Source organism: Segatella albensis DSM 11370 = JCM 12258, assembly GCF_000426565.1.
Classification (GTDB): Bacteria; Bacteroidota; Bacteroidia; order Bacteroidales; family Bacteroidaceae; genus Prevotella; species Prevotella albensis.
Genome location: NZ_KE384540.1, coordinates 86,978 through 102,233, shown reverse-complemented (window position 1 = coordinate 102,233; position 15,256 = coordinate 86,978). Strand labels below are relative to the sequence as shown.

The window sequence follows — 15,256 nt, the reverse complement described above, 5'->3', positions numbered from 1 at the left end:
TAATTTTAGTATTATCTATCTAAGTCAGGGATTACGAAGTCAATGGTAGCACCTGTTGTTACCAAGTCGGCAATCTTCTGACCCTTAAGCATCTTATCGAATGCACCGGTAAGGGTAAGTCCCATTGGACGCATCTTCAAACGATATGGGCTCTTGTCGCCTCTACTATCCAGATATACACCAAATTCGCCTGCGCCACCTTCTACAGAGAAGAACCACTGACCTTCTGGAACCTTGATGATAGGTTTCTGCTTGATATAATATTCTCCCTCTGGAATATTATCGATAAGTTGTTCGATAATATCAAGACTCTGATAGATTTCGTGGATATGAACCATATAACGATCCATTGAGTCTGCACCTGTAAGGGTGATCTCCTTCCACTCTACCTTATCATATAAGTCGTATGGATGATTCTTACGAACATCGTTGTGCCAACCAGCTGCACGACCTGCAGGACCAGTAACAGCATAATTGATACAATCCTCAAGACCCATAGGACCAACCCCTTCGAAACGGTTGTGTGTAATCACATTATCACCGAATACATCGAGGTATTCCTGAACCATTGGGCGAAGGTACTTACAGAGCTTCTTCGTATTTTCTACGAAGTTAGGATCGATATCATCCTGAACGCCACCTATTCTATAATAGTTCTGAATCAAGCGGCCACCCGTTGTTTCCTCCATCACGTTGAGCACGTGCTCACGATCACGCATACAATAGAGGAATGCTGTAAGTGCACCCATATCCTGAGCAGCTGTACCAAGGAACAACAAGTGGTTGTCGATACGCTGGAGCTCATCCATAATTGTACGGATATACTTGATACGTTCTGAAAGTTCAATGCCCATAGCTTCTTCGATGACACCAACGAGTGCATGACGATGATGCATAGCGCAAAGATAGTTCAAACGATCGGTAAGAGCCAGAGTCTGTGGATATGTCATACTCTCCATCATCTTCTCCATACCGCGATGGATATATCCTAAGTGTGGATAAACATGCTTGATAGTCTCACCATCTAGAACCGTCTGCAAACGGAGCACACCGTGAGTAGATGGATGGTTTGGACCGAGGTTTACAACAAATTCGTCTTCCTCAAAGAGACGATGCTTGGTTTCTACAAGATTACCATGCGCATCGAGATTCCACTCTGATGTGAAATCGCTTTCTGGTTCATCGGTTTCTGGGAATTTATTATTCTCAGGACTCATATCGAAATCCTTACGCAAAGGATATCCAACGAAATCGTTGCGCAAGAATAGGCGACGCATATCTGGATGACCCAAGAACTTGATACCAAGGAAATCGAACACCTCACGCTCAAGAAGGTTGGCTGCATTCCAAAGTTTTAACACAGAAGGGATAACATATTCCTCCCCTATCTGCTTAGCAATCACCTTTGTAGAGCAACGCTCATGGCTCTCTGTATTTTCAAGAATGTAGATACATCCGAGACCTTCCTCACCAAAGTCTTCACCAATAATGGTAACAAGGTAGTCGAAATGTTTCTCGTTCTTCAACTTCGCCATTTCATCAGCAAAGTTATCGAAAGTGAGTTCAATATTATTAAGTTTCATATTCTTATTACCTCATTAATCAGTTAGACCTTTCTGTGGATCAAAATCTTCAGGAACATTTGTTACGATGATAGGTTCCTTATGACCGAGTTTCTGATTATCGCTAAGATTCTCATTACTCAATCCGTGAAGGCCACCCTTACTCATTGAGAGTTCCTTTTCTTCTTTGCTCATCTTATGATTAGCACCACCGAAGAATTTCTCTACCTTTATCTTACGCTGCAACTGCATCATACCATAAAGGATTGCTTCTGGACGTGGAGGGCAACCTGGGATAAAGACATCAACAGGTACCAACTCGTCAATACCACGAACTACATTATAGCTCTTCTTAAAAGGACCACCACTGATAGTACAACCACCTACAGCAACAACATACTTAGGCTCTGCCATTTCATCGTACAAACGCTTAAATACAGGAGCCATTTTATTTGTAATTGTACCAGCACACATAATAAGGTCGGCCTGACGTGGAGAGTTACGGGTTACCTCAAAACCAAATCGAGAAAAATCGTAACGAGCACAACCTACGGCCATGAATTCAATACCACAGCAAGAGGTACCAAAAGTAAGTGACCAAGGAGAGTTAGAACGTCCCCAGTTGATTGCAGCATCGAGAGAGCCAAGAATTACATTTGCACCGCCCTCGTTCAATTGCTGAGCAATTTCTTCAAGGGAGCTATTGTCCTTAAACTCTTCATAAGGAATACTCTTGATAGAGGCTCTTTTCTTTACTTCCATTCCAATGCTCCTTTCCGCCAAGCATAAGCAAGGCCAAATACTAATACCAACAGGAAGAAACCAATGCTAACAAGGGCCATTGATCCAAACTGCTTTACTACGACTGCCCATGGGTATAGGAAAACGGTCTCAATATCGAACATCAGGAAAAGGATGGCGAAGAGATAGTAACCAATATGGCTGGGTAACCATGAAGACCCTCTGGTCGGGATACCACACTCAAAAGGTTCACCCTTAACCGGATTGTAAGAACGTGGACCGATAAGCTTAGCTATGACGTAAGCCGCCAACACCAAGGTTACAGCCGTTAACAAAACGGTAATTAACAAAGTGAAATTCATAAAATTTTTATAACGTTATTTTAAATAATTTGCTCGTAAATACAATGGGTAGCTAATCCATCGCAAGCGACTGCAAAGTTACAAATTATTTTGTTAACGCGAATAGAAATTCTTGAAAAAGTGTAGAGGAGGTAAAAAAATATAGTTTACAACAAAAAGAATAGAGCGCAAGTCGATGCGCTCTATTCTTCTTATTATCTAGAATATCTCTTCTTCATCAAGAGATATTTGATATTATTTTTCTTTTATTTCTTGATAGGATATTTATACAGCAATAGAAGCATAATCACGACAATAAGCGCTGGAAACAACGAGAACAATGCCCAAATCATGTCTTTTACAGCTCCGTAATTTGTAATATTTACTACGGTTTGACCTGTCACAGGATCAGTACCGGAAACGAAACCTGCAAGACCAAGTAACAAGGCTACCAATGAACCTGAAATAGCTGTACCAAACTTCTGTGCCATTGTTCCTGAAGAAAATATCAGTCCTGTTGATGATATTCCGTTCTTCTCGGTTGCATAATCGGCTACGTCTGCATACATAGACCAGAGAAGTGGGGAATACAGACCTACACCTATTGATGTCAATACGACAACACAAATCATCACCCAGATATAAACTGGGTCCATTGGAATAAAAAAGAAGCCGACAGAGAACACAGCACAGATAACAGCTGCCACGGTAAAGGCTTTTTTCTTAGAACCCATCCACTGGGTAAACTTAGGTGAAAGGCCTCCAAAAATCATACAAGTTACTTCTCCGAATGTCATAAACACGGTATAGTTGATGATCAGTCCGTTAATTGTGATATCACCACCAAGACAGTACGTGAGCAGATAACCTGCTACGGCATAGCGGAAACCATTAAAGAAGTTTGTACAGATACCTATCAATGTAAGATAAATCCATGGTTTATTTTTAAACAGGTCATCAAACGGTTTCAAACTAAATTTTTCTGCACGAACCGGTTTCATTCGTTCTTTCGTAAGAAGACCACAGCCCAAAGTCATCGCTGCGGCAACAACACCGAATCCAGCACCAAGCACAGCATACTGATGAGCTTCTGTACCTCCTACCATCTTCTGCAGATAAGGAAATGAGAGAAGAGTGGCAAAACCCATGGCATAGGCTCCTACCATACGGAATGAAGAAAACTGATTTTTCTCATTATCATCATCGGTCATCACACCAAGCAACGAACCGTAAGGTACATTTACTGCAGTATAAATTGCCATCATCAACAGATATAGAGTATAGGCATATACTCGTTTGCCTACAGGACCAAAATCAGGAGTATAAAGCAATAAAGCAAAGACCAGTCCGAAAGGTATTGCACCAAATATCAACCAAGGACGATAGGTTCCCCATTTAGATTGTGTACGGTCGGCCAGACTACCCATCAGAGGATCGGTAACAACATCAAACATACGAGCCACAAGCATCAATGCAGCAGCATCAGCAACGGTCAAGCCGAAAACATTGGTGAAAAACAGAGGAAATGCTATCGACATGATTTTCCATGTGATGCCACCTGCGGCTGCATCACCCATTGCATAGCCGATTTTCTCAATCAATTTTATTTTTGCCATTCTTATTATTTATATAGTTTCTACAAGTCTATCTATATAGAAACGTTAGAATCTTTATTTTATTTTATATTCCTACAATTCTTTGTAAGAACTTTAGAATATAACTAATATATTTTTTAACTTTTCGCCGTTATTACAAGATAAAAGTGTATCTTTGCACTCAAATTAACTTAATATAGAAACCTACCAATGAAAACTCTCTTTGTTAAACATAGGGGAATACTCATCAGGGTATTATTTTTAGCATTCGTATTTCTCTTTTGGGATATATGCCATCCTGAATATTTAAATTATCATGAGCAAAATCAGTTGTTTCTTTTTTCCTCTGATTATTTATATAGCAGAATAGCTATTGCAGGCGGATTGGCTGACTACATATCTGAATTTCTCGTACAATTTTTTTATTACTCATGGCTTGGAAGTCTTATCATTGGTTTACTTCTTCTATCGCTCCAGCATGCTGTATTCTTACTGAGTGACAAACGTCTTCTAATCTTGAGTTTCCTACCTTCCCTTCTTTCGATATGGGCCTTAGGTAATCAAAACGTCTTGTTCTCATTCTTTGTCGCCCTTATCATAATTCTCTATGCAGCATATTATTTCCGCCACCTTCATATTCTTGCTGACTTGATACTCATTCCCCTATTATTCTGGGCTATGGGTGCCTTGGTGTGGATATACGTTGCCATACGATGTTTCAAGAGTCGCAGCAGATGGTCATGGTTGTATTGTTTATATATAATAGGTATACAGCTAGGAGCATATATCACGATATTACGTCAATGGCCTTTGCAGCGTGTACACTTCGGGATCAACTACTACAGAGACGAGACGCTCGCTCCTTTACTCTTATATTTAGTTGCCATCGTTGCATTTCTCGTCATCGTATTTTCACAATATACCAACAGGCTGAATAGTAGAATCGTACACGCAACATCGATGTTGGGGGCATTCATCATACTTCTCCTTGCCATTTTCACAGGATTCGATAAAGACAATTATGAACTACTTAAAGACGATATGCTAGTACGACAAGAGAAATGGGAAGAGATCATCTCAAGAGCCGAAAACTATCAACCTCATTGTGCCTTCAGCAGTGAGAGTATTAATCTGGCTTTAGGTATGACCCGACAATTAGCAGACCGCATGTTCGACTTTTACCAGTCGGGCACCGATGCGATGATTATGCCTCCTGTACGCGATAATTTCTCCAACATGATTTCGGCCGAGACTTTCTTCCGTCTTGGTATGGTCAATTCAGCCTTGCGATACTTTTCCGACTTACAGGAGTCTATCCTTAATGCTCGGAAGAGTGGTAGACTCGAACAGAGAATCACAGAATGTTATATTGTCAATGGTCGTTATCTAATAGCTCAAAAACATATCGACTTATTGAAACAGTCGCTATTCTATCGTTCATGGGCACAAGAGGCTGAGGACTATCTGAACCATGAGACGATGATTGCTAATCATCCCGTGTGGGGACAGATGCGAAAATTCCACTTCAAGAAAGACTATCTATATAGTTATCCAGAGATAGAAAAGATGTTCGGGCAATTGTTTGCCGACCATACCGACAACAAATTGGCACTGGATTACTTCATGGGTGGGATGTTACTAAAAGGTGATTACGATGGCTTCATGAACTATATGCGATTTGTAGAGAGTTACGGAGGATATATGTCGATGCCGATGGGATATCAGGATGCCATAAGATTCATTCAAAGTCAAGGCATGGATTCGTCATCGCGCTATGGCATTTACGTAAGGCAAATGATGAGTAAGAACAATTAAGTATAATAGTATGAAACGATATATATATTTCTTTTTCGTATTACTAGCATTCTATGGGTTCACGGCTTGTACCAACTTGCCAGAGAATGTTACAACAGTAAACCGTCTGCCTGTCATTTTTCCAGACTACACGGACGTCACGATTCCTGTAGATATTGCGCCACTCAACTTCAACATCGTGGGCAGAACAGACGCTGTGGATGTCGTACTGAAAGGGGAAAAAGGAGGCGAGATTCATTCGAATGGTGACTATGCTGATTTCGATATTGATGAGTGGCATCAACTTACACAACTTAATGCCGGAAGCAGCATCCGCGTGACGGTATGTGTAGAAAGAAATGGGAAATGGACTCAATATAAGGATTTCTTTTTACATGTAAGTCCTTACCGACTCGATGATTATGGAGTGACCTATCGTCTAATTCCGCCTGGTTATGAGGTCGGTGGAGAAATAGGTATCTACCAGCGAAACATACACAATTTCGACGAGACCGCTATTCTTGAAGAGAAAGCTGTACCGGGAAATTGCATCAACTGCCACACACCCAATCATACGGACCCGAAAATGTTCACCAGTCAGATGCGAAGTGAACATGGTGGTACACTTGTACAGATTGATGGCGTACAAAAATGGTACAACACCAAGACTGACTCTACAAAAGCGGCTGGCAGTTATGCTTACTGGCATCCAGAAGGAAGATATATCGCCTACTCTACCAATGATGTACGACAGAGTTTCTTTGTAGGCAGGCATCAACCTATAGAGGTATTCCACAATTTCGGAAATATCATATTATTTGACACAAAAACTGGAGAACTTATTCTCGACGATAAACTACAGACACCTGACTGGCTTGAAATATTCCCAGCTTTCTCGGCAGACGGAAAAACAATGTATTACAGTACATCGAAAGCCTGTGATGTCCCTACTGAATATCTGAAAGTGAAATGCAGTCTGGTCGCCATTCCTTTCAACGCAAAGACCGGAACTTTTGGATCCAAAGTGGACACTCTGCTGAATGGTCAGAAAACGAATTCCAGTTATCTCCATGCACGCCCGTCCTACGATGGTAAATGGTTGATGTTCACAAAATGCAGCAGAAGTAATTTCTCCATCGTGCAACCTGATGCAGATCTTTGGATCATGAATCTCAAGACGCGACAGAGTTGGCCACTTATAACCGTGAACAGCCGATGTTCTGAAAGTTATCACAACTGGAATAGTAACAGCCGATGGTTTGTCTTCTCTAGCAAACGAGGCGATGGGGTATACACCAAACTATATTTCTCGAGCATCGATGACAAAGGGCATGCCACCAAACCCTTCTTGCTTCCTCAGAAAAATCCATGGGAATATTATCATAAGCTCTTTAAGGCTTATAATGTGCCTGATTTTACGAAAACAAAAGTAGAATTTGATGTAAGAGAAGCACAACGACAATTGAAAAAAGACAGAATACAAGTAACTATCAGAAAATAAATCTGCATACGTAGTTAATTTCATCAACATACCAATGTTATATAATACCGGATCCTATGCGGAAAAAATATAGTACAGCAGTACTAGCTATAACGGCGGCAACGCTGATGACCCTCATAAAGGGTCTAACAAATATGAACTGCGGATGGTTGTTCGTGGTTGCATATCTATGGATGGGCTTGATTATTACCGAGACTCTTGTGAAGCAATTTAAGCATTGGAGATGGAAGAAAATGGGTGCAACGCTGAGTCATCTCGGATTGTTACTCGTGCTAACAAGCGCCTTTATAGGTCAAAATTATATAAAGCGGGTAAAAATATACTGCGCTGAGGGACAGACCACATGGCAGGCCTTAGATGACAGTAATCGGGTGATGATGATGCCTTTCGGTATAAAATTAAACAGATTTGAATTAGAGGAATATCTGCCGGAACATACACCACGGCAATATCGTTCACACCTGACGATTACTTCTGAGAATAATCCTGATCGACAAGAAGCTATCGAGGTGAACCATCCATGTAAGGTGGATGGCTGGCTACTGTATCAGTATAGTTACGAGACTATTGGCAATGGAAAATTTCTAAGTGTCTTCGAGGCGATAAGCGACCCTTGGCTTTCGGCCGTATATGTGGGCTTTTTTCTGCTGATGGCGGGCGCACTGCTGATGCTCTTCAACATGAAAGGAGAAACGTGGCAGCATTGGCTGCCAACTATAGCCATTGTTGGATTTGGCATAGCTACTTTTAGTATGGAGACACTGCAACAAGAACATCTGATGCCTGCACTACAAAGTCGATGGTTTGCGCCACACATAGCAGCTTATATAGTCGCCTATACCATGCTGGGAGTTGCAACGGCAATAGCTATAGTACTAATGTTACGCAAAAGCCCCACTCTAAGACAACTCTATATTACCGACAATCTGGTAAACGCAGGACTGGCATTAATGACACTTGGAATGCTGATGGGAGCACTTTGGGCAAAAGAGGCTTGGGGACACTATTGGAACTGGGATCCTAAGGAGACATGGGCAGCTACCACATGGCTGGGCTATCTCATGTATATACACTTGCGCATCGGTAAATCTGGAAATCCTAAATGGGCATGTTTGCTGCTCATTTTCTGTTTCATACTGTTGCAGATGTGCTGGTGGGGCATCAATTACCTTCCAACTGCTCAGGCAACGAGTTTGCACACATACAACCTTTAGAAGTGACGTAAATCGGAAGGTTACTCTGATATACCAAAATCAATCCGACTATGATAACGGACGAGTCGCAAAATAGGAGAACGTTCGATGACCGTAATCTCATAACCTTTCTCTTTGGCTACAGAACGAAGAATATTGGCAAAATGATAAGCGATACTGCCAACAAATCCCACCTTCTGTGTGCCTGAATATTGCACAAGATTGCGGTCGAAGAAATCACGGAAGTTATTAGCTACAAGTTGCTGAAGTTGGGCATCATCAAGATGTTCGGCTATAAATGGAGCTATTGAAGCCAGAAAGCGGTTACCCATTGGCTGTCGATAAACTTTCTGGATAATGTCACCATAAGTAAGATTTGACCAAACGAGATATTCATCACGCAACGATTCTGAAAGAAATCCCTTAAAGATTGCATTGAGAAAGTTCCGCCCCAGTACAGCACCACTTCCCTCATCACCAAGAATATAACCAAGCGGTGGAGTATTCTTTACTATCGTGGTTCCATCATAAAGACAACTATTAGCTCCTGTACCCAGAATACAAGCTATACCTTCATGATTATTACATACGGCACGAGCGGCACCGAGCAAATCTCCATATGCCTTGATGGTAGAAGCTTCTGGAAATACTGTAGCAAGAACTTCGCACACCAAAGGCTGTTGAGTAGGGGCACATCCACTACCATAAAAATATACACCAGAAAGTTGCTCAAAACTAAATTGAGGACAGAGTTCATCACGCAAGATATGTTCTATCTCTTCACGCGACTGGTGAATAGGATTGATACCTTGAGTATGAGCAAGGCGATAGGTACCATCATGAGAAACTAATGCCCAATCGGTCTTGGTGCTTCCACTATCAGCTATTAGAATTTCCATATTATTATACATCATTTTTGCTTAGTCGCTGCAAAAATAACTAAATTTCTGCTTTAAAGAGCACTATCTGCCATAAAAATTAAGTATCTTTGCACACTATAATGTGCAGATTATGAAGAAAAGAATCTTTTTACTATTTCTAATGGTCATTGCCTTAGCTCTTCCAAGCCATGCAGTGCTGAAAGAGGGCAATCTCGACACCACTTTATTCGTGCTTCGCAACGAACTGTCAAACTATCATATCGACTTAGAAAAACGAAGCAAAAACATCAAACAGTATAATCAACAGATGGTAAAGGAACTGATCGAAGTGATGAATCAGGCCGACCAGAATACGATGATGCTGTATTCACAAAAGAGTGGATATGTGTTTGAGTTGACTTATGCTTGCCATCAAGCTACAGAGGCTTATCGCAAGTTTAAGAAAAAGACCATTCCTTTCCAAAAGATTCTGCGAAAAAACAGGATTGAGGTGGGACGCCTCGATTCTCTCATCGAAAATCTGCGCACAATGCAGGTAGATTATATGTCGGAAAAGACGAAAACCGATAGGGCTTGTTGTCTTGCACTTGCTATCAATATCAGGAGAACGCTGGCCGAAAACGGACAGCAATTAATGGACTATCAACATTATTATGAACTCACGGAAAAACGTTTAAAATATCTCAACGATTATGCTGTGCGCAGATATGCAGACATCCAAAACAGTATATTTTCAAACGCCGACGGTAACTATTTGCAGACGTTGGCTTCGTTGGGAAGACAATGGAAACAAACCAGCGAAGATGTAACGACCAAATATAAACCGATAGGAAGTGTTGGACACATGGTGTCGCAATGGGATGTGAGAATCATCTTCATGCTATTTACAATCATCATATTTTATGCACTGGTGTCTATCATTCTGAACATTGTAGTCATCAAGGTAATTCTTACGCGAATTCTGAAAAGCGAGAGATTTTCACATATCAAGGAAGAATTTATGATACGCCGCCGATGCATCATCATGGCAATGACGGTGATTACATTTGCCATTATTCTAGGAATAATCCGCGCTACCGTACAACAGAATTTCATAATCATGGCGTGCGGTCTGCTCGTACAATACACTTGGTTGCTGGGAATGATTCTACTCTCGCTGTTGCTCCGTGTAAAGGCAAAACAAATCATGAGTGCATTCCGAATCTACAGTCCGCTACTCGTGATAGGATTCATTGTCATCGTATTTAGAATCGTACTGATTCCAAACACACTTATCAATCTTATTTTCCCTCCTATCCTACTACTCTGCTCATTATGGCAATGGAGCGTAATTTGCCGACAGAAAAAAAATGTGCCTAAAACGGATATGTATTATACGTGGGTATCGCTCATCGTCATCATCGGTTCTACCTTATCAGGATGGATGGGATGGACTTTCTTTAGTGTAATCATCGTTATCTGGTGGGTGATGCAACTCACATGTATCCTCACAATCACTTTCTTCAGAGGATGGCTTATGGCATTTGCTTCTCGTCATAAACTAGAAGAAAAAGACATTCGACATAAATGGTTCTTCAATCTGCTATTACATCTTCTGTTGCCTATAGCCGCACTGGGCACTATCGTACTTTCTATCTATTGGGCTGCAGAGGTATTCAACCTGAGCGATGCTGTATGGGGAATTCTCGATCACAAATACGTAAACTTCAAACAGATTTCATTTAATCTCTGGAACTTGCTCACAGTAGTGGTGCTATTCTATATTTTCAGATACATCAACCACACGGCAGATGCATTTATGAAGTTGCATTTTGAAATGATAGATCCGACAACAAGCGACAGTAGGTACACTATGACAAAGAATGTACTACAAGTACTCACTTGGGGTACATGGCTCCTCATTAGCGTAGCTATCTGTAACGTGTCTTACACATGGTTTGTTGTCATCTCAGGTGGTCTATCAACAGGTATCGGTTTTGCCATGAAGGATATCCTCGAAAACATCTATTATGGCATCTCGCTAATGGCAGGACGTATCAAGATAGGCGACTACATTGTATGTGATGGAGTACGTGGACGCGTGAGCAGTATCACTTATACATCAACAATGCTTGAAGCATTGGATGGCTCGGTAATGGCATTCCAAAACTCACAACTCTTCACAAAGAACTATCGTAACATGACCAAGAACCATGGCTATGAGCTGGATATCCTAGAAGTTGGTGTGGCCTATGGAACTAACATTGAGAATGTGAAAAAAATTATCATCGAAAATGTGAGCAAACTCAAAAGTATCAACCATACGAAGGGGGTAAAGGTGTTACTGAAGAGTTTCGATGATAGTTGCATCACCCTACGCATCCTTGTTTGGGTAAACGTGCTCAATCAGGCAATTGCTGATGCAGAAGTCATGGAATGTATATATAATGTGTTCAATAAGAATGGTATTGAGATTCCATTCCCTCAGCGCGAAATAACAATCAAACAGGCATCTCCTGACATATCGAAAATAACAAAGAACTCCTCCAATGACCAATAGATTTGGCGGAACAAGTATTTTTTTATATCTTTGCAAAATATGAAACCAGTAATTATCGCAGGACCGTGCGTGATAGAATCGGCGGAACTGCTCGACACAGTAGCTCAGCGACTTGTTGGAATCAACAAGCATCTGGGTACTAATATCATCTTTAAAGCGTCTTTCGATAAGGCCAACCGTACATCTTTACATTCATTCCGCGGTCCTGGCCTTGAGAAGGGACTACAAATGCTCAGCGATATCAAAGAAAAATATGCACTACGCATCATTACTGATATCCACGAAAGTTGGCAAGCTAAAGAGGCTGGACAGGTGTGCGATGTGCTACAGATACCAGCATTCCTCTGCCGGCAGACGGATTTACTTGTTGCTGCGGCCAAAACAGGAGCTATCGTAAATATCAAGAAAGCGCAGTTCCTAAGTGGAAGAGACATGAGATATCCTGTACAGAAAGCACAGGAAAGTGGTGCCGCTGAAGTATGGCTCACAGAGCGTGGCAACTCATTTGGATATAATAATCTAGTAGTCGATTTCCGTAATATCCCTGACATGCTGGAAATTGTCCCTACGGTACTCATGGATTGTACACATAGTGTGCAGCGTCCTAGTGCTGGCGATGGCAAAACCGTTGGCGACAGAAAATTCGTACCTAGTATGGCGATGGCCGCTAAGGCTTTTGGCGCTACTGGCTATTTCTTTGAGGTTCACCCAGATCCTGATAATGGCAAAAGTGATGCTGCCAACATGCTGGAATTAGATAAACTTGAAGGACTGGTAAAGAAATTAATAGACTAAGCAAATGGCAAACAATAACATAGAAGATAGATTGAAAACTACTATTGAGTATGGTCAGCAGGCTCTGCGCGACGAAGCTCAGGCCATCCTCGATCTGATTCCACAGATGGATAGGAATTTCGAGAAGGCTGTAGATATGATGTTCCACTGTCATGGTAAGATCATTGTGACTGGTGTTGGTAAGAGTGGTAATGTGGGAGCAAAGATTGCTGCTACCCTAGCCTCTACAGGTACTCCAGCTTTCTTTATCAACCCATTGGATGTATATCATGGCGACCTAGGTGTAATGACATCTGATGATGTGGTACTGGCTCTGTCAAACAGTGGTCAGACGGATGAGTTACTAAGATTTATCCCTATGGTACTCCATATGAATGTACCTATCATCTCTATGACGGGCAATAGTGAATCTCTATTGGCAAAATATAGCAATGCACACATTTTAGTACATGTAGAAAAAGAGGCTTGTCCTCTGAATCTGGCTCCAACAAGTAGTACTACTGCGGCATTAGCTATGGGTGATGCTTTGGCCATCGCTCTGATGACAATACGCAACTTTAAGCCTCGCGACTTCGCTCAGTTCCATCCAGGAGGAGAACTCGGCAAACGCTTGCTCACAACAGCTGAAGATGTGATGCGTACAGAAGATTTACCTATCATCCCAAGCGATATGAGTTTAGGAAAAGCTATCATACACGTGAGCAAAGGCAAGCTTGGTTTGGGTGTCTCTCTGGATGATAATCATAAAGTAATGGGACTAATCACTGATGGAGATATTCGTAGAGCTATGGAAAAATGGCAGGCAGAGTTCTTTAATCACAGTGTAAGCGACATTATGACACGAGAGCCTAAGATGGTATCGGCAAAGACAAAGTTGTCGGAAATTCAACGTATCATGCATCAGCATAAGATTCATTCTGTTCTAGTTACAGATAAAGAAAGACGGCTCCTAGGTATTGTAGATAGTTATGCAGCATCGGCAATGTAATTGCTTCGGGATTAGTATGGGATAATATCGAGAATAAGTTATTGTGAAAACTAAATATATTTTATTAGGTTGCGGATTGCTTATCTGTTCATTAGTGAATGCACAAACGAGTGACTCACTAATCGTAAACCAATTGCGCAGCAAGGGCGTGAGCTTTTCGCACAACAATTCGGTGACACTTCTCATGGATGGTCAACAGAAATTCGCAGATCTGTTCAAGGCCATCGACCAGGCGCATAGCAGCATCCACATGGAGTATTTTAACTTCCGTAACGATTCTATCAATCACGAACTCATCAAGCATCTAGAACCTAAAGTGAAAGAGGGCGTGGAGGTAAGACTACTCTTTGACGGTTTCGGCAATTCGTCGAATAACAGACCAATGCGAAAGAAGGATCTCAAGGCTATCAGGGCTAAAGGTATCGAGATCTATGAGTTCAACCCTGTAGAGTTTCCTTGGTTTGATGATATCTTTAATCGTGATCATCGCAAGATTGTTGTAATCGACGGAAAGATAGCTTACACAGGAGGCATGAATGTGGCAGACTATTATATCAAAGGTAAGAAAGCTATAGGTACCTGGAATGATATGCATTGTCGCATCGAGGGAGATGAGGTGAACACGCTACAGCGTATCTTCATCAGAATGTGGAAAAAAGTGACAAACAAGGATATCCGTGGTCCAAAATATTTTTATGGTGAATTCCCTGCCAAATACTTCAAAGGGCTAAAGGCTGACAATACGCCAACAAGATACAAGAAGATGGTGGGAATCATCAATCGAGAGCCACACACTTCGAATGATATTATCCGTACCTTTTATGTGAATGCCATCAATGATGCTAAAAAGAGTATCAAACTGATAAACCCTTATTTCACGTTGAGTAGGAAACTTAAAAAGGCATTGAAAAAGGCTGTAAAACGTGGCGTAAAGGTAGAAATCATGCTTTCTACCAAGAGTGATATTCCTTTAACACCTGACTGTGGCTTCTTTAATGCCCATAATCTAATGCAGGCAGGATGCTCTGTATGGATGTATACTCCAGGATTCCATCACACAAAGATCATCATGGTAGATGATAAGTTCTGTACTGTAGGATCGGCAAATTTGAATTCTCGCTCTTTGAGATGGGATTATGAGGAAAATGCTGTAATCATAGACCCTTATACTACCCAGCAGTTAACCGACCTCTTCGAAAAAGATAAAAAAGATAGCTTCTTACTTACAGAGGAGTCGTGGCGGAAATGGAGAACACCTACTCAGCGACATATCGGCTGGTGGGCAAACTTACTTTCTCCATTCTTATAATAAATTCTCTGAATAGA

At 41.4% G+C, this 15,256-nt stretch carries 12 protein-coding genes; 7 read left to right on the top strand and 5 right to left on the bottom strand.

Annotated features, from left to right (window positions below; all coding sequences use genetic code 11):
- Positions 1-11: 11 nt before the first annotated feature.
- The 4 genes from K333_RS0110290 to K333_RS0110275 form a co-directional block, all read right to left on the bottom strand.
- Positions 12-1,583: an NADH-quinone oxidoreductase subunit D-related protein gene (locus tag K333_RS0110290; protein WP_024989957.1), complete on the bottom strand. Its 1,572-nt coding sequence runs from the start codon at positions 1,581-1,583 to the stop codon at positions 12-14.
- 15 nt (positions 1,584-1,598) lie between these two features.
- Positions 1,599-2,324, bottom strand: a complete 726-nt coding sequence (locus tag K333_RS0110285; protein ID WP_024989958.1) for an NADH-quinone oxidoreductase subunit B — start codon at positions 2,322-2,324, stop codon at positions 1,599-1,601.
- Positions 2,315-2,665, bottom strand: a complete 351-nt coding sequence (locus K333_RS0110280; protein WP_024989959.1) for an NADH-quinone oxidoreductase subunit A — start codon at positions 2,663-2,665, stop codon at positions 2,315-2,317. The genes K333_RS0110285 and K333_RS0110280 overlap by 10 nt, the downstream gene beginning before the upstream one ends.
- Before the next feature lie 245 nt (positions 2,666-2,910).
- On the bottom strand, positions 2,911-4,260 hold the full coding sequence (locus K333_RS0110275) for an MFS transporter (RefSeq protein ID WP_024989960.1): 1,350 nt from the start codon (positions 4,258-4,260) through the stop codon (positions 2,911-2,913).
- Positions 4,261-4,449: 189 nt separating this feature from the next.
- Here K333_RS0110275 and K333_RS0110270 point away from each other — a divergent pair, with 189 nt between their 5' ends.
- The 3 genes from K333_RS0110270 to ccsA are packed head-to-tail and all read left to right on the top strand — an operon-like array spanning position 4,450 to position 8,748.
- Positions 4,450-6,054 (top strand): DUF6057 family protein, encoded by a 1,605-nt coding sequence (locus K333_RS0110270; protein WP_024989961.1) that lies wholly within the window; start codon positions 4,450-4,452, stop codon positions 6,052-6,054.
- 10 nt (positions 6,055-6,064) lie between these two features.
- Positions 6,065-7,534, top strand: coding sequence for a TolB family protein (locus K333_RS0110265; protein ID WP_024989962.1), 1,470 nt, complete (start codon positions 6,065-6,067; stop codon positions 7,532-7,534).
- A 56-nt stretch (positions 7,535-7,590) separates the two neighbouring features.
- Positions 7,591-8,748: a cytochrome c biogenesis protein gene (ccsA, locus tag K333_RS12760; protein ID WP_051230961.1), complete on the top strand. Its 1,158-nt coding sequence runs from the start codon at positions 7,591-7,593 to the stop codon at positions 8,746-8,748.
- A 20-nt stretch (positions 8,749-8,768) separates the two neighbouring features.
- Here the strand turns inward: ccsA and K333_RS0110255 are convergent, their stop codons facing one another.
- Positions 8,769-9,626, bottom strand: coding sequence for an ATPase (locus K333_RS0110255; protein ID WP_036886250.1), 858 nt, complete (start codon positions 9,624-9,626; stop codon positions 8,769-8,771).
- 112 nt (positions 9,627-9,738) lie between these two features.
- Here K333_RS0110255 and K333_RS0110250 point away from each other — a divergent pair, with 112 nt between their 5' ends.
- The 4 genes from K333_RS0110250 to cls are packed head-to-tail and all read left to right on the top strand — an operon-like array spanning position 9,739 to position 15,239.
- Entirely contained in the window at positions 9,739-12,147 is a 2,409-nt protein-coding gene (locus tag K333_RS0110250; protein ID WP_027452667.1) for a mechanosensitive ion channel family protein, read from the top strand.
- A 39-nt stretch (positions 12,148-12,186) separates the two neighbouring features.
- Positions 12,187-12,942: a 3-deoxy-8-phosphooctulonate synthase gene (gene kdsA, locus K333_RS0110245; RefSeq protein ID WP_024989965.1), complete on the top strand. Its 756-nt coding sequence runs from the start codon at positions 12,187-12,189 to the stop codon at positions 12,940-12,942.
- A gap of 4 nt (positions 12,943-12,946) precedes the next feature.
- Complete coding sequence (locus tag K333_RS0110240; protein ID WP_027452666.1) at positions 12,947-13,930, top strand: KpsF/GutQ family sugar-phosphate isomerase; 984 nt, start codon at positions 12,947-12,949, stop codon at positions 13,928-13,930.
- 58 nt (positions 13,931-13,988) lie between these two features.
- A complete protein-coding gene (gene cls, locus K333_RS0110235; protein WP_316928822.1) occupies positions 13,989-15,239 on the top strand; it encodes a cardiolipin synthase in 1,251 nt (416 codons plus the stop codon).
- Positions 15,240-15,256 lie beyond the last annotated feature (17 nt).

Excerpts from the sequence above, each read along its gene's own strand:
- K333_RS0110290 (WP_024989957.1), bottom strand. The coding sequence starts at position 1,583 with ATGAAACTTAATAATATTGAACTCACTTTCGATAACTTTGCTGATGAA.
- K333_RS0110285 (WP_024989958.1), bottom strand. The coding sequence starts at position 2,324 with ATGGAAGTAAAGAAAAGAGCCTCTATCAAGAGTATTCCTTATGAAGAG.
- K333_RS0110280 (WP_024989959.1), bottom strand. The coding sequence starts at position 2,665 with ATGAATTTCACTTTGTTAATTACCGTTTTGTTAACGGCTGTAACCTTG.
- K333_RS0110275 (WP_024989960.1), bottom strand. The coding sequence starts at position 4,260 with ATGGCAAAAATAAAATTGATTGAGAAAATCGGCTATGCAATGGGTGAT.
- K333_RS0110270 (WP_024989961.1), top strand. The coding sequence starts at position 4,450 with ATGAAAACTCTCTTTGTTAAACATAGGGGAATACTCATCAGGGTATTA.
- K333_RS0110265 (WP_024989962.1), top strand. The coding sequence starts at position 6,065 with ATGAAACGATATATATATTTCTTTTTCGTATTACTAGCATTCTATGGG.
- ccsA (WP_051230961.1), top strand. The coding sequence starts at position 7,591 with ATGCGGAAAAAATATAGTACAGCAGTACTAGCTATAACGGCGGCAACG.
- K333_RS0110255 (WP_036886250.1), bottom strand. The coding sequence starts at position 9,626 with ATGGAAATTCTAATAGCTGATAGTGGAAGCACCAAGACCGATTGGGCA.
- K333_RS0110250 (WP_027452667.1), top strand. The coding sequence starts at position 9,739 with ATGAAGAAAAGAATCTTTTTACTATTTCTAATGGTCATTGCCTTAGCT.
- kdsA (WP_024989965.1), top strand. The coding sequence starts at position 12,187 with ATGAAACCAGTAATTATCGCAGGACCGTGCGTGATAGAATCGGCGGAA.
- K333_RS0110240 (WP_027452666.1), top strand. The coding sequence starts at position 12,947 with ATGGCAAACAATAACATAGAAGATAGATTGAAAACTACTATTGAGTAT.